Here is a 21,317-nt window from a genome sequence, read left to right as displayed (position 1 = left end):
CGGCTCAGCCGAGGAAACTCGACCTTCACACCTTGCCGACATCGGCGCTCCGGTACCGAGCCCACCGAACGCCTCGTGAGTGGCGATTCGGGTTAGTACTCCAGCTGTAGATCGTGATCGTGCTGTCGTCGCTGGTAGTGGCTTGTTTTGGCTCGGTGCTGGTGTCGGCGGCGCCATTCCGACCAGCCCAGAACGTTGATCGTGGCGTAGGCCGGTTCGATGACGAGTTTGCTGTAGAGGTGCCTGATCTCGTTGCGTGTCAACGGGATCAGGCCCGGCGTGGCGTCCGTGCGGGCGTGAGCGGCAGCGACGGCGAGGAAAGCGTGCGCGAGCATCACCAGCGTGGTCCAGCGATACCAAGAGGTCCAGGTCCTCACCTGGTGCTGGTCGAGGCCGGTGAGTTCTTTGCCGGTCTGGAAGGCTTCCTCGATGGTCCAGCGTCGCCCCGCGATCCGGGCGAGCTCGGGCAGCGACGCCGGGTTCGGGCTGTAGCAGCGGTAGAACGCGGTCTCGCCGGTCCGCCGGTTCCGGCGCATCAAGACCCAGCGATGCCCGGATTCCCCGGCCGGGTTCAGCCGGATCCGTGTCCAGAGGTAATAGCGATGTCCTTTCGCGCCGGGCCCGGCGGAGAGTTTCTGCCACGCCCGTTCCGGGAGCCGGCCGGCCAGCTCATCGACGCGGACGTAGCCGTCCGGGCCGGGGACACGGTGGTCACAGGCCACGGCCAGCACATAGGCCTGTTCCCGGGTCTCGAGCGGGTCCCGCAGCCCGGTGCCGTCTTTGCCGTAGGCCTCATCCCCGGTCACCCATTTCGCGGGCGTGCCCGCGTCCAACGCCCGGATGATCATCGACAAGGCCAGCGCCGACTTCGTAGCGAACCCGGTCCCGGCCGGGACACCCGCGCGTTCCCGCCGCACCGGGTCCCGCGACCAGCCTGCCGGGAGGTAGAGCTCCCGGTCGATCAGCGTGTGCCCGCGCCGCGCCGAATAGGTCAAAAACACCGACATCTGCGAATTCTCGATCCGCCCCGCCGTCCCGGTGTACTGGCGCTGCACCCCGACCGACCGGTCGCCCTTCTTCAGATCCCCGGTCTCGTCGATGACCAGCACCGCGTCCCGGTCCGCGAGGTGCTCCAGCACCCAACCCCGCAGGTCATCACGGACCATGTCCGCGTCCCACACCGCCCGCGACAACAGATGCTGCATCCCATCCGGAGTCCGGTCCCCGACCCGCTCGGCGATCGTCCAGCAATTCACCCGCGGCAACCCCGACAACAGCCCCGCCACGAACCGCCCGGCCCGCCGCCGCGGCTCCACCCGGGAAAACCGGCCCCCGATCCTGACCAACGCCTCACCCAGCAACGCCTGCCACCGCACAAGGTCTACGCTGGCAGCCGCGGCCACCACACGATCTTGAGTTGTCCTCACAAACACCCATGATCACTGCGGTGGCCGCACCCATCTCACCGGGGCGACCAGCACAATCACGATCTACAGCTGGAGTATTAGAACCCGAAACGCCACTCACGACGGTCCAGCGAGCGTGTTGCGGGACCGGGCGCATCCCCACCCACCCAAGCTATGCCCATTTAGACATGGCAGACCGCCAATTCGGCATTTGTGGCCTATGCCTCACGGTGTCAGGCTTCTGCCCAATCGCCAGCAGCCGCGATCGGCTGTCGCCCGAGTCGATTGGGTTTTCGCAGATGAACGCACCCGCGCCCCGCAAGATCGCCGCCGCCACACTCGCCGGGACCACCCTCGAGTGGTACGACTTCTTCCTCTACGGCACCGCGTCCGCGCTGATCTTCAACAAGCAGTTCTTCCCCTCGCTGAGCCCCACGGTCGGCACCCTCGCCGCGTTCAGCACCTTCGCCGTCGGGTTCATCGCCCGCCCGCTCGGCGGTCTGGTGTTCGGCCACTTCGGCGACCGGATCGGCCGCAAGTCCACGCTGGTGGTGTCGCTGATGTTGATGGGCGTCGGCTCCACGTTGATCGGGTTGATCCCGAACTACGAGGCGATCGGCATCTGGGCGCCGATCCTGCTGGTCGCGATGCGGATCGTGCAGGGCATCGGGCTCGGCGGCGAAGGCGCGGGAGCGACCCTGATGTCGATGGAACACGCGCCCGCCGATCAACGGAACCGGTATGCCGGCTTCCCGCAGATGGGCACGCCCGCCGGTCTGGTGCTGGCGAATCTGCTGTTCCTCGGTAGCAGTGCGCTGATGCCCGCGAGCGCGTTCGCCGCGTGGGGCTGGCGAATCCCGTTCCTCCTGAGCTTCGTACTGGTCGCGATCGGCCTGATGATCCGGCTGAGGATCACCGAATCACCGTCGTTCACCCGGGCGGCTCAGGACGACAAGGTGGTCCGGTTCCCGCTCGGCGCGGCACTCAAGGTCGGCTTCGGCAGGCTCGCGCTCACCTTGCTGGTCGGCGTGGCGAACTCGGCGGTCGCCTACGTGTTCATGGTCTTCACCCTGTCCTACGGAACCCAGAACCTCCACTACGACCGGCAGTTCCTGATCCTGTCGGTGACCGGATCGGCCGTGCTGTGGTTCGCCACCATTCCGATCTGGACCCGGATCGCCGACCGCCACGGCAGGCGCACCATGTTCGTCGCCGGGTCGGCCGCGCTCCTGCTGTGGTGCCTCGCGTTCTTCCCGTTGCTGAACACCGGGAACACCGTTCTCGCGATGCTCGCGCTGGCGGGTATGGGCCTGGTCGTCCCGATCACCCACTGCGTGCAGGGCGCGATCATCGCGGACACCTTCCCGGTCAACGTCCGGTTCTCCGGTATGTCCCTGCTGCTGCAGGGCGGTGCGATCCTCGGCGGCGGGCTCGCTCCGATGATCGCCACCGCGGTGCTCAACGCCACCGGCTCGACCGCCGGCATCACCTGGTACCTGGCCGCGATCTGCGGCGTCAGCATGATCAGCGCGATGGCTCTGTTCCGCCTCATCCCTTCTCGCGCCGAGGAATCCACAGTGGACGGACCGCACGACGTGGTTCCGCTGTCCGTGAACACCCGCCCGGCCGGGTCCGGCGATCATTAGAGTCCGGTTCATGCCGGTCACCACACGCACGGTCGAGTACCCCGCCGACGGACTGACGATGGTCGGGCACCTCGCGCTCCCTACCGGTGCCGACCGCCGTCCCGCGGTCCTGATCGGGCCGGAAGGACCGGGGCTGAACGATTTCCAGCGACGCCGGGCCGACGCTCTCGCCGGGTTGGGGTACGTGGCGCTGGCCTTCGACATCAACGGCGGGCGCTGGTTCTCGGACCCCGACGAGATGCTGGCGTATGCGATGCTCCTGCTCGCCGACCCGGACCGGATGCGGGAGATCGGCCACGCGGCCCTCGACGTGCTGCGGTCGGAGCCGCGGGCCGACCCGGACAGGATCGCCGCCATCGGCTACGGCACCGGCGGCGCGATCGCGCTGGAACTCGGCCGGGACGGTGTCGACCTGCGCGTGATCGGGACGGTCAACGCACTGACCACGGGCCGTCCGGGCGACGCGGCGCGTATCCGCTGCCCGGTCTGGGCCGGGGTCGGATCCGAAGACCCGATCATGCCGCCCGCGCAGCGGGAGGCGTTCACCGCGGAAATGCAGGAGGCGGGCGTCGACTGGCGGCTCGTGGTCTACGGCGGCGCCCAGCACGCCTTCCATCATCCCACGGTCGACCACGCCGTGCTCCCGGGCGTCGCCTACCACGCGCGGCACGCGGAACGGGCGTGGCGCGACGTCGTCGGCCTGCTCGACGAATGCCTGCCCGTGGTCAGCCCAGCTTGAGCCATCCCAGCGCCAGCGCGACGACGAACCCGCTCGCCAGGACGACGAGAACACCGGTGAGGATCAGCCAGGCGACAGGCATCGCCTTGGAGGGCATCGGCTGCGGATGCGATAGCCCTGACGTCTGAGCCGAGTCGGGCGGCGTGTCGCCCGGTGCGACACCACCTCCTGGTTCGCGGTGTGTTTTCTCGGGTTCCGGGTCGGGCGGCTGGGCTGTCATCGCCGGTGCTCCTTCGGTCGGTTTCACCGTGCGGATACCCGAACGCCGGCGATGAAACCTTCTCAGCCGAGCTGGGGAACATCGTTCGGGAATCCGATGGGCAGCTGGTACATCCCGCGGGCGGTGCGGCCACCCCCGAGCCAGCCGTGGAAGTGGATATGGCCGTCGACGACGTCAGCCCCGCCCGGTGCGTCGACCTTGCCGCCGAGCAGATCGGTGGACAGGAATGGTGTACCGGCTTTCACGAACGGCCCGCTCAGCGCGGGCGCGGAGGCATATCCCGTGTGGTAGCCGGAACTTTGGAACGTGTCGGCGGAGTAGAACAACAAGTACCGGCTCGCCGTCTTCACCACCGACGGTGCTTCGACGACCGCGTTCTCCGACACGAGATCGGCGCGCAGGAGCTCGATCCGCGGACCGTCCGGTGTCCGCCCGTCGGCGAGCAGTTTCTGTGACCAGATCGCGGCAGGCGGACCGACCGCCGCGCCGTCACTCTTGTAGATCAGGTACCGCGAGCCGTCCGAGTCCACAAAGGTCTGCGGGTCGATGTCACCGCCGTCGCCGGGGACACAGATCAGTGGACCGTCTCCGGCAGGCGTGTACGGCCCTTCGGCCTTCGCGGCGGTCGCGACGCCGATGCACATCTCCCCTCCGGGAGCCACCGCCGCCGAGAAGTAGAGCAGGAACGTACCGTCGGAAAGCCGGGTCACATCGGGAGCCCAGGACCCGCTGTCCGGTTTCGCCCACCGCGGTGCGGCCGCGAGAGCGTCACCGGCCACCCGCCACGGACCTTCCGGCGCCGGAGCGTGCGCATAGGGCACTTTCACCGCACCGGTGCTCGTGGAGAAGGCGAAGTAGCCGGAGTCGGTCTTGACGATGTCGGGGTCCGGGAAGTCCTGTCCGATGAGCAGCCTCGGTGTGCCGATGGCGGAGGCCGGAGGCGAGCTGAGAAGTGTCGCGGCCATGACCACGGCGAGGGTCAAGAGGCGATGCATGAACTTCATGACCGATTCTGTCGACGGGACGACGCGGTCGGCAGCGTCACCGGGGCCCTGCCACCGGGAAGCGTGTACTTGGTCGTTCACCCGGTCCCGCGGGATTCATCCGTGGGACTTCGGGTAGTCGGCGCGAACCGCGATCGTAAGCATGTGCGTATCATGAGCGCTGACCAGCCAGGTCGCGGAGTTCTCCGGGAGACGTGCTCAGCCGCGAGTGGCCGACCGCTGGTTGAGAGAGCTTCCCGTCATTCCGCGAACGGATACGTCTCCAGTTCACCGTCGACAGGCTCGAGCCGATGCAGCGGATGGACCGCGTCGGTGTGGTCGCAATGAAGGAACACGTCGTATCGGCGGCCGAGAATCGTGGGTACGTAGTTGCCTGCCCATTCTCTGAGCGGGCGGTAGACGACGCCGGTCGCCCGATGTCCGCGAACCTGTCCGGCCCATGAGTCACCCGGCACGACGAAGACCGCGTCGTCGTCCGGAACAGCCTGATGCAGCAAGTCCTCGACGTTCCCGTCACGGGCTTCCGGCACCGGCATCCGACGCATTGGCCCGCCCCGGAAGTCCGACGCGATCACCCTCCCCCGATGGGTGCCGAACCCGATGAGCACGACGTCGTCGGCGGTGTGCCGTTCGCGGGCCAGCTGCCCGAGGTTCACCGTCCCCGCGGCCGCCATGTCGGTCGCCCGGGCATCACCGACATGTGTGTTGTGCGCCCACACCACGGCTTTCGCCTTCGGCCCATAGGCGGCCATCAGGCGGTCGAGGGTGTCGGCCATATGGTGATCGCGGAGGTTCCAGGACCGGCCGCCGCCGCGCATCATCTCCCGGTAATACCGCTCCGCGCCGGCGACCACTTCGGCGTTTTGCCAGGCGAAGAAGGACTCGTCCAGCCCAGGCAACGAGCTTTCGTCGAGAACGGGACGCAACTCGGCGAGCATGCGGGCGACGTCGCTCTCACAGGTCTCGGGCACGACCCGGGTCGCGAACGCGTAGTCCTGAGGGTCGGCGTAGGGCTCGAAACACCGGAGCGCCGCCAATGCGGTGTCCACGCTGCGGGGTTCGTGGGCCCGCAGGTAGTCCAGCACGGCGTGCAGCGACTCCCACAGGCCGTAGACGTCGAGACCGTGAAAGCCGGCCGGTCGCCGTCGTGAAGTGTTGAACCCGCGCAGCCACCGGGCGAATCCGGCCACTTCCTCGTTCGCCCACATCCATCGTGGCCACCGGTCGAACTCCCCCAGCACCTCGGCCGGATCGTCCGCCGTACCCGGAGCGCCTGCCACGCAGCAGTGCAGCCGATGGCAGTCCGGCCAGTCACCTTCCACGGCTACGAAAGCGAAATCCTGTTCGGCCAGCAGCCGTTTCGTCAGTTCGGAGCGCCACGAGCAGAACTCCGAAGTACCGTGCGACGCCTCGCCGATCAGCACATATCGAGCTGACGAGGTCCTCTCCAGCACCTCGTCCAGATCTCGCGGATCACGGAGTGGCCACGCCGCCCGCCTTGCCTCCGACACCGGGTCCATGGCGTTCGGCTCCCCGGAAGCCGACGCCGCGAACCGGCCTGTTTGTTCCGGGCCTCGACGGGTACGCGCGGGTACACGACGACAAAGGAGGCATCGTGCTACACCGAGACCGCCGCGTCCTGCAGAAGATCGAGGAAGACCTGACCGCGAGCGATCCCGACCTCGTGGCGGCCTTCGACCAGGTGAAGCGTCCGGCGAGCGTCCAGACCTGGTGGGCCGTGCTCGTCGTCGCCGAAGTCACCGCGATCCTCATGATCATGGTGGGCCTCTTCAGCGACAGGGGTTTGGTGTTCCTGGGCGGAGTCGCCGCCGCGAGCGCGCTCGTGTGGACGCACAACACCTTCCGGACGAAGCCGGCCGACTCCGCGGATCGAAGTGGTTCCGGGCCCTGACACCGGTCTCAGTCCTTGTGGTGACGGACCACGGCGACGGGACAGGGCGCGTGGTGAACCATGGCCCGGCTGACCGATCCGAGCAGAGCACGGCGGAGCGGTCCGCGTCCATGACTGCCGACGACGAGCAGCGCGGCACACTCGGCTTGCTCCGCCAGCGCATGAGCGGGCCGGTCCACGGCGATCACCCGGTGGACGGGGACGTCCGGATACCGTTCCCGATATCCGGCCAGCGATTCGTCGAGCAGGGGCTTTCCCCGTTCCTCGATGATCTCCCTGTCGTGCTCGGTAGGACTCACCGCCATCGCTTCGAGCGGAAGATCGGACCAGACGTGCAAGGCCACCAGCACACAGCCGTGCCGGTCGGCGAAGTCGTAGGCGAACCCGATGGCCTCCACACTGGTCTCGGATCCGTCGACGCCGACCACGACCTTCCGATCGCAGTCCGCCGGCGGTTCGTCACCGGCTCGTACCACCACGATGGGCCGGTGGTAGTCGTGCAGGAGTTCGTTGGCCGTCGACCCGACCAGGAGCCTCGGCAGCGCGGTGAGCCCCGACGACCCGATGACCAGCAGATCCGCGTTCTCCGCGGCACGGGCCAGCGCGTCGGGTGCGCGGCCGGACAACAGCCGGGTCGAAACGGCCAGATCCGGCCATGCTCGGCGGCATTCCCGCGCGATGTCGCCGAGCATGGCTTCGGCGTGCCGCTGTGCTGTTTCCTGACCTGCTTCGAGAAACCCCGGCCGCGGCCACGCCCCGCCACCCGGGACCGCCTCGGGTACGGACGGGAACCCGACGACGTGGGCTACGACCAATCCACAGCCGCGGGCAGCGGCTTCCCCCGCGGCCCAGCGCACGGCCTTCCGTGCTTCTTCGGAGCCGTCGTAGCCGGTTACGACGGCTCCCTTGTCCATGGTGGATTCCGGTGCTGACATCACTGCTCACGTCCTGCCGGTCATGGCAAGTGCCGGTCGAACCAGTCCGTCGCCGGCCTCGCCACTTCGGCCAGCGCTCCCGGTTCTTCGAACAGATGGGTGGCCCCGGCCACCACCTCGATGCGGTTCGGCGCGACGAGTCGCCCGGCGGCGAGCCGGTTCAGCTCCAGGACCGGATGGTCAAGGCCGCCGACGATCAGCAGCGTCGGAGCTCTCACCTCGGTCAAGGCGCCGCTCGCCAGGTCCGGCCTGCCACCACGGGACACCACGGCACGAACGGATTTCTCCCTGGCCGCGGCGATCAGCGCCGCCGCGGCACCCGTACTGGCACCGAACAACCCGATCGGCAAGCCGCGGACCACCTCGTGGTGCCCGATCTTGTTCACCGCGGTGACCACTCGGTCGGCGAGGAGCGGAATGTCGAAGCGCAACTCGCCGGTGCTCCGGTCGGCGCGTTCTCGTCCTCGGTCAGCAGATTCAGCAACAGCGTGGCGAACCGGTTGTCCTGCAGCACTCCGGCCACCGCACGATTATCGGCGACGACCTCGTCGAGACGGACCCGCAGCAACTCGAGGACCCGAGTACGCCCACCGTGTTCCTGCTCGTAGTCGATCAGTTCGCGCAGCTGTGGCCCCGTCAGTGCACGGATGCGGTGCTGAAGCGTCCCCGCGGGCAGTTCGTCGTAATTCGCCAACGGCAAGTGGTCGGCCATCGTGACCTCCTTTCGACAGCTCCGGGGATACCCCCGCGGGAGGCGGGCAAACTCTTCAGGCGAGTGCCGCGATCAGCCCGATCGTCAGCGCCGTCCGTTCCGGGATGTGCCTCACGAGGATGTGTTCGTCGCGCGCGTGGGCGCCGCCTCCGACCGCACCGAGCCCGTCGAGCACCGGGCGGCCCAGCGCGGACACGAAGTTGCCGTCGCTCGCCCCTCCCACCGCGGTCTCCTCCAGCTCCCAGCCCTCTTCGGCGGCCACCTTCCGAGCGGTCGCGAACAGCGCCCGCGACGGGTCGTTCGGCGTCATCGGTGGTCGATTCCACTCCCCTTCGACCGAGACGGTCACGCGAGGATCGGCGGCCTCCAGGCCGGCGAACACCTTGTCTATCCGGTCCATTTCGGACGGTTCGGCGACGCGGATGTCGACGCCGCAGCTCGCGCCGCCCGCGGTGACGTTACGACCGGTACCGCCGGAGATGGTGCCGACGTTGACCGTGGTCCCGTGTTCACGCGAGCCCGCGGCCGCCAGCTGTCCGACGATCTCGGCGAGGGCGTGGATCGCGCTCGCTCCCGCGTACGGGTCCAGGCCCGCATGCGCCTCGACGCCGGTGGCGGTCACGTCGAACAGGCCGACCCCCTTGCGCGCGGTCTTCAGCTTGCCGTCCAGTGACGCCTCGAAGACAAGCGTGGCCAGCGCGCCTTCACTGGCCGCTTCGATGTACGGCCGCGAGTGGGGGCTGCCGATCTCCTCGTCGCCGTTGAAGAGGAACTTGACCGACGGATGCGGAAGGCCGAGTTCGCGGAGGCCTCGCAAGGCCCAGACCGACTGCACCAAGCCGAGTTTCATGTCGAACGCGCCCGGCCCGGTGACGCGGGCGTCCTCGTCGGTGTACGGCCATCCGGCGAGCGTCCCGGTCGGCCAGACCGTGTCGTAGTGGCTCAGCAGCAGCACCATTCCCGGCGCCGTCCCCGCATAGCTCAGTTCGAGCACGTCGCCGCGGACCGTGTCGGTGTGGCGGGCCTCGGCATCGGGTGCGCCGAGGCGGTCGAAGACCCAGGCCCGGATCGTGTCGAGGCCTTTGTCCAGCATCGGCTTGTCGTAGCTGTGCGTCTCCAGTTCGACGATCGTCCGCAGATCGTCGAGCATGGCCGGCAGTGCCTGGCGGGACCAATCCGTGTGTGACAAGAGAATCCTTTCTACCGAGCGGGGGCACCGGGGCCGAGCGGGATGCCGAACACCCAGAACACGAAGAACAGCAACGTCCACACCACCAGCAGGGCGAACGAGAGCGGGACCGTCATCGAGAACAGCGTGCCGATCCCCGCCGAACGCCGATAACGCTGCAGGAAACCCAGCGCCATCACGAAGTACGGGCTCATCGGGGTGATCGCGTTCGTGCACGAGTCCGCGATGCGGTACAGCGCCTGCGTGGTCTCCGGCGGGATGTCCAGCAGCATCAGCATCGGCACGAACACCGGGCCGATCAGCGCCCATTGGGCGGAGCCGCTGGTGACGACCAGGTTCACCAGGGTCACCACGACGAGGATGCCCAGCATGATGACCGGTCCGGAGACGCCGGCGGATTTGAGCAGACCGGCGCCGTTGATCGCGGTGATCTCGCCGATACCGGTCCACTTGAAGTAGGCCAGGAACTGGGAGATGGCGAAGAACAGCACCAGGATCGGCGCCATCTCGCGGAATCCGTGTGCCATGAACCCCGGGATGTCGCGGCTGCTGGTCACCGTCCCTGCGACCTTTCCGTAGGCCCAGCCCGCCGCGAGGAAACCCAGCGCGAGGAAGATCGAGATGGAAGTCAGCAACGGTGACTCGATGATGCTTCCGCCCTTGCCGCGTAACGGCGACGACGCGGGCAGCACCGCCAGCACGAGGGCGATCACGAAGACGGCCAGCGCGATGAGCGCGGCGAGTAGGCCCCGTCGTTCCTGGCGGCTGAGCTGGAGCGAGCCGAGATCGTCCTCCTCCGCGTCGTCGTCGACGGGCATCGCCTCGGCGCGCCGCGCCAGGACCTTCTCGGTCACGAGCGTGATCACCGCGGCCAGCACGACCGACGAGGCGAGCGAGAAGAAGTAGTTGGCCAGTGGCGTGACCGAATAGGCCGGATCGATCGTCTGCGCCGCCGCCGTGGTCAGCCCGGACAGGATGGCGTCGGTCGGCGTGATCAGCGGGCTCGCGTCGTACCCGGCGGAGATGGATACGAACGCGACCACGATACCCAGGATCGGGCTGCGCCCCACCGCGCGGAAGGCCAAGGCCCCCAACGGGATCAGCACCACGTAGGCCGCGTCGGAAGCGACGTGGGACACCATTCCGGTGAATGCCAGCGCGAAGGTCACCCACCGCGGCGAGACCTTCGAAACACCGGACCGGAGCACGGCCGCGAGCAGACCGGACCTCTCGGCGACCGCCACGCCGAGCATCACCACGAGGATCGTGCCCAGCGGCGGGAAGGACGTGTAGCTCTTGACCGCGTCGGTCACCATCATCCGCACGCCGTCTGAGGACAACAGGTTCTTCGCCTCGACGGTCTTGCCCGTTGCCGGGTTCACCGCGGACACCCCGGCCGCGCTGAGCCCCCAGCTGGCCAGAGCCAGCACTGCGCTCAGGATGACGAAGAGCCAGAACGGGTGCGGCAGCTTGTTGCCGAGCCGCTCGACGCCGTCGAGCGCGCGCAGCAGGAGGTTCATCGGACGTGAGGTCGTTCTGGCCTGGCTGGAACTCACCGGCGCGGCTCCTTCCTGATCGGAGGCCCATTACAAACTCAAGCGAACGAATAGTGCAACCCTGAACTGTATTCCGCACGGAACAGTCACATAGGCGCGCCAGATGACTGATATATTCACCTCATGTTGACCGAACCCGAGCTGGACCTGATCGCGGCGCTCCAGATCGCCCCGCGCGCCTCGGTTGCCACGCTCGCCGAGGCGCTCGACGTCTCCGCCAGCACGGTGGGACGACGGCTGGTCCGCCTCGAGGAACAGCGGATCCTCCGGGTGATCGGCCAGGTCGAGTGGACGGCGAGGGCTCGCGGAAACCCGCGGCATGTCTGGGTCACGACCGAACCGGGCGCGTCCGGTTCGGCGGCGAAGGCGCTCGCGCGGTTTCCCGAGGTCCAGCTCGCGGCGGAGACGGCGGGCCGGTCGGACGTCTACCTGGCCGTGCACGTTCCGGACCGAGCCGAGGCACGCGAACTGCTCGCCGAGCGCATCCCCGGGGTGCCGGGCGTGGCGGGGACCCATTCGGAACTGGTGCTGCGGGCGCTGACCAGGGCCGACTCCTGGCGTCTGCACCGGCTGAGCGAAGAGCAGCAGAAGATCTTGTCCCGCGATCAGGTGATACCGGCCGCGCCGGACGGATTCGACGCCGACGAGGTGGGCTCGGACGAGCGGCGGCTCATCGGGCTGCTGGCGGGGAACGGGCGGATCACCGCGGCCGAAGCGGGCCGGAGCCTCGGCCTCAGCCAGTCCACCGCCTACCGGCTGATCCAGTCGACGTTGCGGCGCGGCATCGTCCGGCCACGCGTCGAGGTGGAACCCGCGCAGCTCGGCTACGAACTGGAGGCGGTCATCGCGCTGACCATCACCCCGGGCGCCATCCAGGCCGTGGCCCGGGAATTGGCGCGGCATCCGTCGGCGCGGTACGTGTCGATCGTCGCCGGCACCGCTTCGGTCATCCACCAGGGCGTGTTCCGGAACGAGGACGAAATGGCCGACTTCCTCACCAGGGACCTCGCTCCCTTACCCGGGATCACCGCACTGCAGGTCTCCGTGGTGTTGCGCATGCTGCGCCGGTACTGGCTGTACCGGGAGGACGGGAGATTCGCCGTTATCGACGAGCCGTCGTGACCGACGGCGACGACGCCAGGGGGACCAGAAGGCGCGGTGATCCGGTGCCGTCGGCGGGCACGGACCAGATGTCGCTTTCCTTGCCGTCCCCGCGCGGCAGGCCGTAGGCGATCGTGTCGTTGTCGAGCCAGACCACCTGGTCGTCGATGCTGCGCGCCTCCGCGAGCGGGGTCTCCCGCATCGTGGTCAGGTCCAGCACATGCTCCCGCCAAGGCCGGACGTCGCCGTCGGCCACGCGTTTCTTGAACGCGAGTTTCGTGCCGTCCGGCGACAACGACGGACATTCCGCGTTCTCCCGCAGGGTGCGCGCCTTCCACGCCTCGTTGTCGCCCTCCACGAGATAGGTCCGCCCGCCGGTGGCGACCGTGGCGAAGAACGTCCGCTCGTCGGTGGCGAACGTGACACCCCAGTAGTTGACGTCCTCGCCCCGGTGGACCGCGTCCCCGATCCGCAGCGGGATGCCCTCGATATTGCTCGAAAGCTCGTTCCGTTCGCGATCCATGATGGCCGTTCGCGTCGAGAAGGTGCCGGGCGTCGAGTACGAGTCACCGGTCACGAAGGTGGTCCAGCTCCCCATCCGGCCACCGGGTGAGAGTTTCGCGCGGTTGGGGATGCCGGGGACGTCGACGCGCTTGACCTCGCCGAGCGCGGAGTCGACGAATTTGGCGACCGCGCCCGGCAGCGGCGTGGGTTCCTTCGCCAGGCACAGGCCGCCGTCGACCGCCGTGTAGAACCGTTCGCAGCCGAGTGAACTGATCCGTCGCGGGCCCCCGGGTTCGAAAACGGGGACCGATGCGACGTTCCCGTACCCCGGCCCCGGCGCGCCGTTGCGGAACAGCAGCCTCCCCGGCTCGCTCAGTACGACCCGCCCCGAGGAATCCACCGCGACCGCCGCGTCGGCCGTCCGCCGCTCGGGGCTGTTCGCCTTGGCCTGCACCACGTACACCACCGAGGCGGCGGCGAGCGCGGCGACACCCGCCAGCGCCACGACGAACTTCACCGGGAGCTTCATTCCGTCCCCTTTCCTGTCACCGGCAGGTGTACGGGCCCGCTTTGTCAAGCAGTTCCCCGTTGGTGCCGATGATCTCCCAGGAATAGGTCTTCCCCTTGAGCACCAGCTTCATCACCCCGTGCTTGCCCAGGATCTTCTCCACGCCTTCACGGGCCTTGTAATCGAGATAGAGACTGTCTCCGCCGATACCGGCGATGACCGACCGCATACCGTTGGCCTCGTCGACATGCCCGTTGACGTCCAGCGGCTTCGTCCGCTCGTAATGGTGATCGTGCCCGGCGAACACTACGTCCGCCTTCGCCCTGGCCAGCTCGTTCCACAACGGCGCGATACTCTTCGCGTCGCCGGAATTCCCCGAGTTGAAGCGCGGGTGGTGCCAGTATCCGGCGATACAGGACTTCTTCGTTTTCGCCAGATCCTTGCGCAGCCACGCCACCTGCTCGGCGCCCCCGCCGTTGTACACCGGGTCCGAATCGAGCGCGACGAAGTGGAAGGCGCCGACGTCGAAGCTGTAGTATGGCTTCCCCTTCGGTGTCGCGATCTTCCCGAAGTACTGCTTGTATCCCGCCAGCTCGTTGTTCCACTCGTGGTTGCCCGGTGTGGGTTTGGTGATCTTCTTGAACTTGCCCCAGGTCTTGTCGTAATAGGTCCGGAACTCCTCGATGGTGCCGTCGACGTATTGGTTGTCGCCGACCGTCAGCACGTACCGGGGGTTGATCTTGCTCACCAGCTCCGCCGTCCGCTGGTGCTCGGACGGCAGCTCCGCCTTGGCGATGTCGCCGGCGAGCGCGATGACGATGCCGTCGGACGCCGTCGGCCGGGTGGACGCCTTCACCGGCACGGTCGATCCGGACAGGTTCCCCGCCGCGTCGCGCGCCCGCACCGCGTACTGGAAGTCGAAGCCCGACGCCAGCGACGTGTCGGTGTAGGAAGTCGTCGTGGACCGGCCGATGACGTTGCCGTTGCGCAGGACTTCGTACTCGGTGACCCCGACGTTGTCGGTGGACGCGGTCCAGCCGAGCGTGATGCTTTCGGTGGTGGACGACGTCTGCCGGAGCCCGGTCGGCACCGACGGCGGCTGGATGTCGCCGTCACCGGTCCGGACGCCGTAGACCTCCAGCTCCCACAGCGAGTACCCGTAAACGGTCGCCCGCGCCGTGCCGAAGATCCGGACGTGCCTGGCCGAGGTGTTCAGCCCGGTGAACTCGTCGAGGCCGCCGTCGCTGCCCACCACGGTTTTCACGTCGCGCCAGTTCTGGCCGTCGTCGGACGCCTGGACCTGATAGTCCTTCGCGTGGGCTGATTCCCAGAAGACCTTGATCCGGCTGATGTCCGCCGGACCGCCGAGGTCGACCGCGATCCACTGTGGATCGCTCTCCAGACTGGCCCAACGGGTCGTCGAATCGCCGTCGACGGCGAGCGCGCCACTGAAACCCTCACTCTCCACGGTGGAGGTCGTGGTGCGTTTGCCGACCGACAGCAGGGATTCCGCCGGTCCGGCCGCGGCACTGGAAGCGATCACGGGCTGAGCGAGCAGGACGATCGCCGCGATCGCGGCGGTGCCCGGCTTCACCATTCGATTCACCTGTACTCCTGGATGGACTTAAGGCGTGTTTCATGTTGAGGGGTAAGCAATGTGTCATGTCTTGACTAGGGGCTACCGATGGCGAGTCGGCGGTGGAGCCTGGCGCGTTCTTGACCATCCACAAGGGACGCCGGCCAGGCAGTAATGTTCGTTTTGGACACTTTGCGCGGGGTCGTGAGTGGTAATGAGCGTTCTAACCGTCATTATCACTCACGACCTCGCTCGAAAACCGCACATTCATACACGAACAAGACATATCACCGTCCGAAAGTGTCCCTTGTGGACACTTAACGCCCGGCGGGCTCCCGTGGTCAGTCCGAAACTCGCCACTCACGACACCGGGTCCGGTGCCGCGTTCGGCACCGGACCACGGCGATCAGCGGCAGGTGTACGGTCCCGCCTTGTCGAGCACATTCCCGTTGGTGTCGTGGATTTCCCAGGAGTAGGACTTCCCGTTCAGCATCAGCTTCATCACCCCGTGCTTGGCGAGGATCTTCTCGACCCCTTCACGCGCCCTGTAGTCCGTGTAGAGGTAGTCGCCACCGATGCCGGCGATGACCGAGCGGACGCCGTTGGCCTCGTCGACGTGGCCGTTGACGTCCAGCGGCTTCGTCCGCTCGTAGTGATGATCGTGTCCGGTGATCACCATGTCCGCCTTCGCGTTGGCCATCTCGTTCCACAGCGGCGCCATCTGCCTCTTGTCCCCGGAGTTCCCCGAGTTGAAGCGCGGGTGGTGCCAGTACCCGATGACGCAGGACTTCGTGTTCTTCGCCAGGTCGTTGCGCAGCCAGGTCACCTGGTCGGACCCACCGCCGGTGTAGATCGGGTTCGAGTCCATCGCGACGAAGTGGAAGTCACCGATGTCGTAGCTGTAGTACGGCAAACCCTGCGGGTACGCGATCGCGCCGAAGTACTCCTTGTAGCCCCTGAGCTGGTCGTCCCATTCGTGGTTGCCCGTTGTGGGCTTGGTGATGCTCTTGAACTTGCCCCACGTCTTGTCGTAGTGCGAGCGGTATTCGGAGATGGTGCCCTTGTGGTACTGGTTGTCGCCGACGGTCAGCACGTACTTCGGGTTGATTCTGGCGACCTGGTTCGCGGTCCCCTGGTGCGTGGAGAAGAGCTCCGGGTTGGCGATGTCACCCGCGAGCGCGAGGGTGACGGGGCCGGTGCCGCCCGGCTGGGTCGCGGCCCTGATCACCGGACTCGCCGCGGAGACGTTGCCCGCCGCGTCCCGTGCCCGCACGGAGTAGCCGAACTCCACTCCGGACGCCAGGCCGCTGTCGGTGTAGGTGGTCGTCGCCGTGGTCCCGACGACGTTCCCGTCGCGGAGCACCTCGTACTCGGTGACCCCGACGTTGTCGGTGGACGCGGTCCAGCCGAGGGTGACGCTGTCCGTCGTGGTGGCGTTCGTGGCGAGACCCGTGGGCACCGTCGGCGCCTGCGTGTCACCGCCGCCGACGCGATCACCGTAGATTTCCAGCTCCCACAACGAGTAGCCGTAGGTCGTGCCGCGAGCCGTGCCGTGGACGCGGATGTGGCGTGCGGTGGCGTTGAGGCCGAGGTGTTCGTCGATGCCGCCGTCGCCGTCGACGACGGACTTGATGTCGGTCCAGGTCCTGCCGTCGGCCGAGCCCTGGATCTTGTACGTCTTGGCGTAGGCGACTTCCCAGTTCAGTCTGACCTTGGTGACGGTCGCGGTGGCGCCGAGGTCGACGGCGATCCATTGCGGATCGACCATCTCCTCGCTCGCCCACCGGGTCGTGGCGTTGCCGTCGACGGCGTTGGCGCCGCCGAACTCGACGCCCTCGACCGACGAGGTCGTGGTCGGTTTGCCCCCGGACAGCAGTGATTCCGCTTGCGCGGTGGTACCCGACGAGATCAAGGTCTGCCCCAGCAGGGCCAGCGTCGCCACCGCGACACCGGCCAGGGGTGTTCTCCGTTTCATGCGAACTCCTCGACGTTGCGGAGTCGGCGAGTACCGGCGGTGGGCGGCGACTTGTCAGCCGGAGTCGCTTTAGTTAAGTAAGTTTCCTAACGATCGCAGTGTAAAAGGTTCCTAAACTCACAGTCAACGGGTGAACGCGTCGTGCCCGGCACCATTTGATGGCAGGGTCGCGGCCATGGTGACGCTGGATCGGCTCGTGAACGTCTTGGGTGGGTACGGGGCACGGCTGTGGTGCTGCCCGGTGTCGCGCGAGGCGGCCTTGCGCGATGTGGTGATGCACGACGCCGCCGACCCCCGCGACCTGCGCGGGGACGTGTACCTCGCCGTCGGGACGGACTCCGTCCCGACGGCCGTCGAGCTGGCCGCGGCGGCACGGGCATCGGTCGTCCTGGTCCGCGGGTCGGCGGCCGATCCCGCGGCGGCCGAACGTGCGGAGCGCGGCGGCGTCGCGGTGCTGCTGGTGGAGCCGGATGTGTCCTGGGGTCAGCTCGCCGGCGTCGTCTACGGCCTCGTCCTGGAAGGCCGCGAAACCGAATCGGGACGCGGTCCGACCGATCTGTTCGCGCTGGCCGACAGCCTGGCGGACGCGCTCGGCAGCGCGGTGACCATCGAGGACCGCCTCTCCCGGGTCCTGGCCTACTCCAGCCGGCAGCACCTGGCCGACCGGGCGCGATTGGAGACGATCCTCGGCAGGCGGGTACCGGAACCGGTCCGCGAACTGTTCGAACGGCGCGGCGTGTTCGCGCATCTCGCGGAATCCGACGAGCCGCTGTTCGTCGAAGCCGATCCCGAACACGGACTGACCGGGCGCATGGTCGTCGCGGTCCGCGCGGGCCGGGAGCTACTGGGCTCGATCTGGGTGGAATGCGACCGGCCGTTGACCGACGCGCGGCGCGCGGTCCTGCGGGACAGCTCGCGCACCGTCGGCCTGCACCTCCTGCGGTCTCGGGCGAGCGCGGACCTGGAGCGGCAGGTCGAGTCCGATCTCGTGATCCGGCTGGTGGAGGGAACGCCGGACGCCGCCGCCGTGCTCAGCAGGCTCGGCCTGCCTCCCGGCCGGTTCCGGGTGATCGCGCTCCAGGCCCATATCGGCGACGAGCGTCACGCCGCGCTCCTGCTCGCGTTCGAGCGGGCGACGACGGGTTTCGGCTGGTCACGGCCCGGCCGCAGCACGTTGTTCAGCAACACCGTCTACACGGTCCTGCCCGGGGACGACGTCGGGGCGGCCAGGGCATGGGTGCGTTCGATCCGCGAGGCGCTGCCCCGGCAGGTGACGATGCTGGCCGGGATCGGTGCGGGCGCGGCGTCGGCCGAACTGCCGGCCAGCAGGCTGGAAGCGGACGAATGCCTTGCGTTGCACGCTGTGCGGCCGGGCACGAAATCCGCGATCGCCTACGACGAGGCCTGGGACGACATCCTCGTGCAACGGCTGCGAGCCGCCGCGGCGTCCGGCAGGGCTCCGGCCCGCGGCCCGATCACCGAGTTGCGGGGGCACGACAGTGCCAACGCCACCAGTTACGTCGCGACGTTGCGTGCCTGGCTCGAGGCACAGGGGGATCTCGCGGAGGCCGCCGAGCGGCTGGAAGTCCACCCGAACACGATCCGCTACCGGCTCCGGAAGATGGCGGAGGTGACCGAACTCCGCCTCGACCAGCCCGCGAAACGGCTGGCGATGATCATCGAGCTGGCCGTGTCCGATCCGGCCCCTTGACCGTTCCGGCCAAACCGACCCGCCCGGATTGTCGGAACCGGACAATCTCCACCGTCCGGATCCGAGCCATCCTGACCGCGACAGCACCACTCGTGCAGCGGAGGAATTCATGGGCGAGCTCGACCGGATCGACGGCGGCCCGCGTTCGGCGATCGTGATCGGAGCCGGCGTGGTCGGCCTGTCGACCGCGTGGTTCCTGCAAGAACGTGGCGTCGGCGTCACGGTGCTGGATCGCGAAGGCATCGCGGCGGGAGCGTCATGGGGCAATGCCGGCTGGCTCTCCCCTGGCCTCGCGATCCCGCTCAACGATCCCGGCGTCCTTCGCTACGGGCTGCGTACCCTGCTGGACCGGCAGGCACCGCTGCACGTCCCGCCGTCCCCCGATCCGCGGCTGTGGTCGTTCCTCGCCCGCTTCGCCGCGAACTGCACCGGGCGATCGTGGACTCGCGCGGTCGAAGCGAACTCGCCCCTGAACGAAGAGTGCCTGGAAGCCTTCGGCGTCCTCACCGCGAACGGGGTGGACGCGCCGACCATCGAAGCGCCGATCACGGCGGCGTTCGAGACCGCGGACCAGGCCTCGGCGCTGATCTCCGAACTGCGGCGCGTCGCGGAGACGGGTCAGGACATCTCCTGGACACGACTCACCGCGGCCGATCTCGCCGAGCGGTTCCCCCAGGCCACGGCCCGGCTCGGCGCCGCCGTCCGGATCGACGGTCAGCGCTACGTGGACCCTGGCCGGTTCGTCGAGTCGCTCGCACGGGCGGTGGTCGGCCGGGGCGGCACGATCCGCCACAAGTTCGAGGTCGCCTCCCTGCGCGCGCACCGGCACGCGCTGAGCGTGCGCTCGAAGACCGGCCAGACGGTGAACGCCAACGCGGTCGTGCTGGCGACCGGGGCCTGGCTGGGTGACCTGGGCCGGAAGTGGGGAGTCAAGATCCCCGTCCGCGCCGGACGCGGCTACTCCTTCACCGTGCCGACCGACCGCCCGGTGCCCGGCCCGCTCTACCTGCCGGACATCCGTGTGGCGTGCACGCCGTACCGGGACGGCCTCCGTGTGGCCGGGACGATGGAGTTCCGGAAGCCGGACGCGCCGCTGGATCCGGCCCGGATCGCCGCGATCATCGCGTCAGCACGGCCCTTCCTCACCGGCCTGGACTGGGAGGGGCACACCGACGAATGGGTCGGCTCCCGCCCGGTCACCACCGACGGGCGGCACGTGATCGGCGCGACGAGCACCCCGGGGCTCTACGTCGCCGGCGGGCACGGGATGTGGGGACTGACCCACGGCCCGATCACCGGACGACTCCTGGCCGAGCACATCACCACCGGCAAACAACCTGAGGCCCTGCGCCCCTTCGACCCGCTTCGCCGATGACTCCGGACAACGAAACGCCGCCGGCCGAACAGTCCGAAGTGGACCGTCTTCGCGCCGAGAACGCCCTCCTCCGCGCTGAGAAGGACCTTCTGCTGAAGGCCGCGATCGGGTTCGCCACCGACGCCGGCGTCTTCCGGCACAAGTCACCCGAACCCGAGGCCCGCTGACCGACGCGGGCTTCACCGAAGGTCTGTGGGGGGCGGGCCGTTTCCGCGCCCGGCCCCCACAGACGTATCCCCGAAAGGCGATCACCATCATGTCCACCGTCTCGTCAGGCCCTTGGCTGACCCTGGAAGCGCACGCGCGCCTGGTGCGGGAACTCGCCACGTTGCGGCGCCCCGGCACCGGCGACCGGTACGGTGACGACGAAATCGCGCACAACACCCACCGGCAGGCCCGGATCCGGCAGATCGAGGACATGCTGCGCGGCGCCGTCGTCGGACAGGATCCTCCCGACGACGGGATCGCCGAGCCCGGCATGGTGCTCACCGTCCGGTACGACGACGGCGACACCGAGACCTTCCTGCTCGGCACGCGGGACGAGGCCGGCCACGGCGCACTCGAGGTCTACTCCCCCGACTCCCCGCTCGGCCGCGCGCTTCACGGCGCGCAACCGGGCGAGAGGCGGGAGTATCGCGTGCCCAGCGGCGGGGCGGTGGGCGTCACGCTTATCGACGCCAAGCCTTACGGGCGCCATAGGGAGACCGCGCATTGACGGACCGGCGATGCGGAGTTCCGGGGTCATGAGTGACAAGGGGCGCTAGTGCGGTCACACGGGCGCGCTAAATTGTCCTGTGTGGACCAGGAAGAGTACCGCCGGAGACTGCGCCGCGTGCTCGACGCGCATTCCGAAGACGTCGCCACGCGGCTGAGGAGGATCGTCGAGGCGATCGGGGACACCGTCGAAAGCCTGCAGATCGAGGTCTTCCCCGACCAGGACGGCGAGGGCACCTTCGACGTCTGGGCCCGGTTCGAAGGCCGGGATTCCTACGTGCTGAACAAACCGATCGACGAACACCGCCATCTGTTCGGCGTCGTCCACCACGAAACAGGCTGGGAACCCGACGTACCGCCGCTTCCGCGAGGGCTCTCGGCGGACCTCGTCGTCGACACGGCCGCCGACTGGATCGACTCGGTGTGGACCCGGACGGTCAGCCGGCCGCTGTCGATTCCGGTGGAGGTGTCCTCCCCGGACGGTTACGGCACGGCCACCCCGATACCGCGGGTACGCCCGATGTGACGTGGCTC

21 protein-coding genes are annotated in these 21,317 nt (G+C 68.2%); 9 read left to right on the top strand and 12 right to left on the bottom strand.

Going from position 1 to position 21,317, the window contains the following annotated elements:
- Positions 1–92 precede the first annotated feature (92 nt).
- The gene (locus tag AC069I_RS39095) at positions 93–1,376 is read right to left on the bottom strand and encodes an IS701 family transposase (protein WP_478267615.1); all 1,284 of its coding nucleotides are present in this window, start codon (positions 1,374–1,376) and stop codon (positions 93–95) included.
- Between the two features lie 329 nt (positions 1,377–1,705).
- Between AC069I_RS39095 and AC069I_RS39090 the strand changes: the two genes are divergently transcribed.
- Positions 1,706–3,052: an MFS transporter gene (locus AC069I_RS39090; protein WP_478232790.1), complete on the top strand. Its 1,347-nt coding sequence runs from the start codon at positions 1,706–1,708 to the stop codon at positions 3,050–3,052.
- Between the two features lie 10 nt (positions 3,053–3,062).
- Positions 3,063–3,791, top strand: a complete 729-nt coding sequence (locus AC069I_RS39085; RefSeq protein WP_478267614.1) for a dienelactone hydrolase family protein — start codon at positions 3,063–3,065, stop codon at positions 3,789–3,791.
- Here the strand turns inward: AC069I_RS39085 and AC069I_RS39080 are convergent.
- The 3 genes from AC069I_RS39080 to AC069I_RS39070 all read right to left on the bottom strand — a co-directional run bounded on the left by AC069I_RS39080 (position 3,778) and on the right by AC069I_RS39070 (position 6,535).
- Positions 3,778–4,011, bottom strand: coding sequence for a DUF6480 family protein (locus tag AC069I_RS39080; RefSeq protein WP_478267613.1), 234 nt, complete (start codon positions 4,009–4,011; stop codon positions 3,778–3,780). The genes AC069I_RS39085 and AC069I_RS39080 overlap by 14 nt on opposite strands.
- Before the next feature lie 62 nt (positions 4,012–4,073).
- The gene (locus AC069I_RS39075) at positions 4,074–5,015 is read right to left on the bottom strand and encodes a glycoside hydrolase family 43 protein (protein WP_478267612.1); all 942 of its coding nucleotides are present in this window, start codon (positions 5,013–5,015) and stop codon (positions 4,074–4,076) included.
- A 239-nt stretch (positions 5,016–5,254) separates the two neighbouring features.
- On the bottom strand, positions 5,255–6,535 hold the full coding sequence (locus AC069I_RS39070; RefSeq protein WP_478267611.1) for an erythromycin esterase family protein: 1,281 nt from the start codon (positions 6,533–6,535) through the stop codon (positions 5,255–5,257).
- Between the two features lie 95 nt (positions 6,536–6,630).
- On the opposite strand from AC069I_RS39070, the gene AC069I_RS39065 reads away from it, so the two are divergent.
- Complete coding sequence (locus AC069I_RS39065; RefSeq protein ID WP_478228191.1) at positions 6,631–6,927, top strand: DUF3040 domain-containing protein; 297 nt, start codon at positions 6,631–6,633, stop codon at positions 6,925–6,927.
- Positions 6,928–6,935: 8 nt separating this feature from the next.
- Here the strand turns inward: AC069I_RS39065 and AC069I_RS39060 are convergent, their stop codons facing one another.
- Genes AC069I_RS39060 through AC069I_RS39040 form a run of 5 tightly spaced genes read right to left on the bottom strand, consistent with a single transcriptional unit; the run spans position 6,936 to position 11,283 of the window.
- The gene (locus AC069I_RS39060) at positions 6,936–7,862 is read right to left on the bottom strand and encodes a universal stress protein (protein ID WP_478267610.1); all 927 of its coding nucleotides are present in this window, start codon (positions 7,860–7,862) and stop codon (positions 6,936–6,938) included.
- A 20-nt stretch (positions 7,863–7,882) separates the two neighbouring features.
- Positions 7,883–8,248, bottom strand: coding sequence for a dienelactone hydrolase family protein (locus tag AC069I_RS39055; protein WP_478267609.1), 366 nt, complete (start codon positions 8,246–8,248; stop codon positions 7,883–7,885).
- The gene (locus tag AC069I_RS39050) at positions 8,245–8,574 is read right to left on the bottom strand and encodes a DUF8129 domain-containing protein (protein ID WP_478267608.1); all 330 of its coding nucleotides are present in this window, start codon (positions 8,572–8,574) and stop codon (positions 8,245–8,247) included. Before AC069I_RS39050 ends, AC069I_RS39055 begins: the two co-directional genes overlap by 4 nt.
- A 55-nt stretch (positions 8,575–8,629) precedes the next feature.
- Positions 8,630–9,724, bottom strand: a complete 1,095-nt coding sequence (locus AC069I_RS39045; protein WP_478228251.1) for a M20 family metallopeptidase — start codon at positions 9,722–9,724, stop codon at positions 8,630–8,632.
- Positions 9,725–9,774: 50 nt separating this feature from the next.
- Positions 9,775–11,283 (bottom strand): AbgT family transporter, encoded by a 1,509-nt coding sequence (locus AC069I_RS39040; protein ID WP_478267646.1) that lies wholly within the window; start codon positions 11,281–11,283, stop codon positions 9,775–9,777.
- A 159-nt stretch (positions 11,284–11,442) separates the two neighbouring features.
- On the opposite strand from AC069I_RS39040, the gene AC069I_RS39035 reads away from it, so the two are divergent.
- On the top strand, positions 11,443–12,441 hold the full coding sequence (locus AC069I_RS39035; protein WP_478228187.1) for an Lrp/AsnC family transcriptional regulator: 999 nt from the start codon (positions 11,443–11,445) through the stop codon (positions 12,439–12,441).
- Here AC069I_RS39035 and AC069I_RS39030 read toward each other — a convergent pair.
- The 3 genes from AC069I_RS39030 to AC069I_RS39020 all read right to left on the bottom strand — a co-directional run bounded on the left by AC069I_RS39030 (position 12,422) and on the right by AC069I_RS39020 (position 16,983).
- Positions 12,422–13,453 carry a TolB-like translocation protein gene (locus AC069I_RS39030; protein WP_478228186.1) on the bottom strand — a complete coding sequence of 344 codons (1,032 nt, stop codon included), beginning with the start codon at positions 13,451–13,453 and terminating at the stop codon, positions 12,422–12,424. The genes AC069I_RS39035 and AC069I_RS39030 overlap by 20 nt on opposite strands.
- A 16-nt stretch (positions 13,454–13,469) precedes the next feature.
- Entirely contained in the window at positions 13,470–15,029 is a 1,560-nt protein-coding gene (locus AC069I_RS39025; RefSeq protein ID WP_478267645.1) for a discoidin domain-containing protein, read from the bottom strand.
- Positions 15,030–15,414: 385 nt separating this feature from the next.
- The gene (locus AC069I_RS39020) at positions 15,415–16,983 is read right to left on the bottom strand and encodes a discoidin domain-containing protein (protein ID WP_478232800.1); all 1,569 of its coding nucleotides are present in this window, start codon (positions 16,981–16,983) and stop codon (positions 15,415–15,417) included.
- A 175-nt stretch (positions 16,984–17,158) separates the two neighbouring features.
- Between AC069I_RS39020 and AC069I_RS39015 the strand changes: the two genes are divergently transcribed.
- From AC069I_RS39015 to AC069I_RS38995, 5 genes are all read left to right on the top strand, one after another.
- On the top strand, positions 17,159–18,694 hold the full coding sequence (locus AC069I_RS39015) for a PucR family transcriptional regulator (RefSeq protein WP_478267607.1): 1,536 nt from the start codon (positions 17,159–17,161) through the stop codon (positions 18,692–18,694).
- A 109-nt stretch (positions 18,695–18,803) separates the two neighbouring features.
- Complete coding sequence (locus AC069I_RS39010; RefSeq protein WP_478228183.1) at positions 18,804–20,069, top strand: NAD(P)/FAD-dependent oxidoreductase; 1,266 nt, start codon at positions 18,804–18,806, stop codon at positions 20,067–20,069.
- The gene (locus tag AC069I_RS39005) at positions 20,066–20,236 is read left to right on the top strand and encodes a transposase (RefSeq protein WP_478228182.1); all 171 of its coding nucleotides are present in this window, start codon (positions 20,066–20,068) and stop codon (positions 20,234–20,236) included. Before AC069I_RS39010 ends, AC069I_RS39005 begins: the two co-directional genes overlap by 4 nt.
- Before the next feature lie 89 nt (positions 20,237–20,325).
- Complete coding sequence (locus AC069I_RS39000; protein WP_478267606.1) at positions 20,326–20,784, top strand: GreA/GreB family elongation factor; 459 nt, start codon at positions 20,326–20,328, stop codon at positions 20,782–20,784.
- Between the two features lie 81 nt (positions 20,785–20,865).
- Positions 20,866–21,309 (top strand): DUF6389 family protein, encoded by a 444-nt coding sequence (locus tag AC069I_RS38995; RefSeq protein WP_478267605.1) that lies wholly within the window; start codon positions 20,866–20,868, stop codon positions 21,307–21,309.
- Positions 21,310–21,317 lie beyond the last annotated feature (8 nt).

Source organism: Amycolatopsis sp. NPDC043885 (genome assembly GCF_056435685.1).
The sequence above is the reverse complement of the archived record's forward strand: the minus strand, read 5'-3'. Positions and strand labels throughout refer to the sequence as shown.

Coding starts and splice junctions, on each gene's coding strand:
- AC069I_RS39090 (WP_478232790.1), top strand. CDS start 1,706: ATGAACGCACCCGCGCCCCGCAAGATCGCCGCCGCCACACTCGCCGGG.
- AC069I_RS39085 (WP_478267614.1), top strand. CDS start 3,063: ATGCCGGTCACCACACGCACGGTCGAGTACCCCGCCGACGGACTGACG.
- AC069I_RS39080 (WP_478267613.1), bottom strand. CDS start 4,011: ATGACAGCCCAGCCGCCCGACCCGGAACCCGAGAAAACACACCGCGAA.
- AC069I_RS39075 (WP_478267612.1), bottom strand. CDS start 5,015: ATGAAGTTCATGCATCGCCTCTTGACCCTCGCCGTGGTCATGGCCGCG.
- AC069I_RS39070 (WP_478267611.1), bottom strand. CDS start 6,535: ATGGACCCGGTGTCGGAGGCAAGGCGGGCGGCGTGGCCACTCCGTGAT.
- AC069I_RS39060 (WP_478267610.1), bottom strand. CDS start 7,862: ATGTCAGCACCGGAATCCACCATGGACAAGGGAGCCGTCGTAACCGGC.
- AC069I_RS39050 (WP_478267608.1), bottom strand. CDS start 8,574: ATGGCCGACCACTTGCCGTTGGCGAATTACGACGAACTGCCCGCGGGG.
- AC069I_RS39045 (WP_478228251.1), bottom strand. CDS start 9,724: ATGCTCGACGATCTGCGGACGATCGTCGAACTGGAGACGCACAGCTAC.
- AC069I_RS39040 (WP_478267646.1), bottom strand. CDS start 11,283: ATGAACCTCCTGCTGCGCGCGCTCGACGGCGTCGAGCGGCTCGGCAAC.
- AC069I_RS39035 (WP_478228187.1), top strand. CDS start 11,443: ATGTTGACCGAACCCGAGCTGGACCTGATCGCGGCGCTCCAGATCGCC.
- AC069I_RS39030 (WP_478228186.1), bottom strand. CDS start 13,453: ATGAAGCTCCCGGTGAAGTTCGTCGTGGCGCTGGCGGGTGTCGCCGCG.
- AC069I_RS39025 (WP_478267645.1), bottom strand. CDS start 15,029: ATGGTGAAGCCGGGCACCGCCGCGATCGCGGCGATCGTCCTGCTCGCT.
- AC069I_RS39020 (WP_478232800.1), bottom strand. CDS start 16,983: ATGAAACGGAGAACACCCCTGGCCGGTGTCGCGGTGGCGACGCTGGCC.
- AC069I_RS39015 (WP_478267607.1), top strand. CDS start 17,159: ATGGTGACGCTGGATCGGCTCGTGAACGTCTTGGGTGGGTACGGGGCA.
- AC069I_RS39010 (WP_478228183.1), top strand. CDS start 18,804: ATGGGCGAGCTCGACCGGATCGACGGCGGCCCGCGTTCGGCGATCGTG.
- AC069I_RS39005 (WP_478228182.1), top strand. CDS start 20,066: ATGACTCCGGACAACGAAACGCCGCCGGCCGAACAGTCCGAAGTGGAC.
- AC069I_RS39000 (WP_478267606.1), top strand. CDS start 20,326: ATGTCCACCGTCTCGTCAGGCCCTTGGCTGACCCTGGAAGCGCACGCG.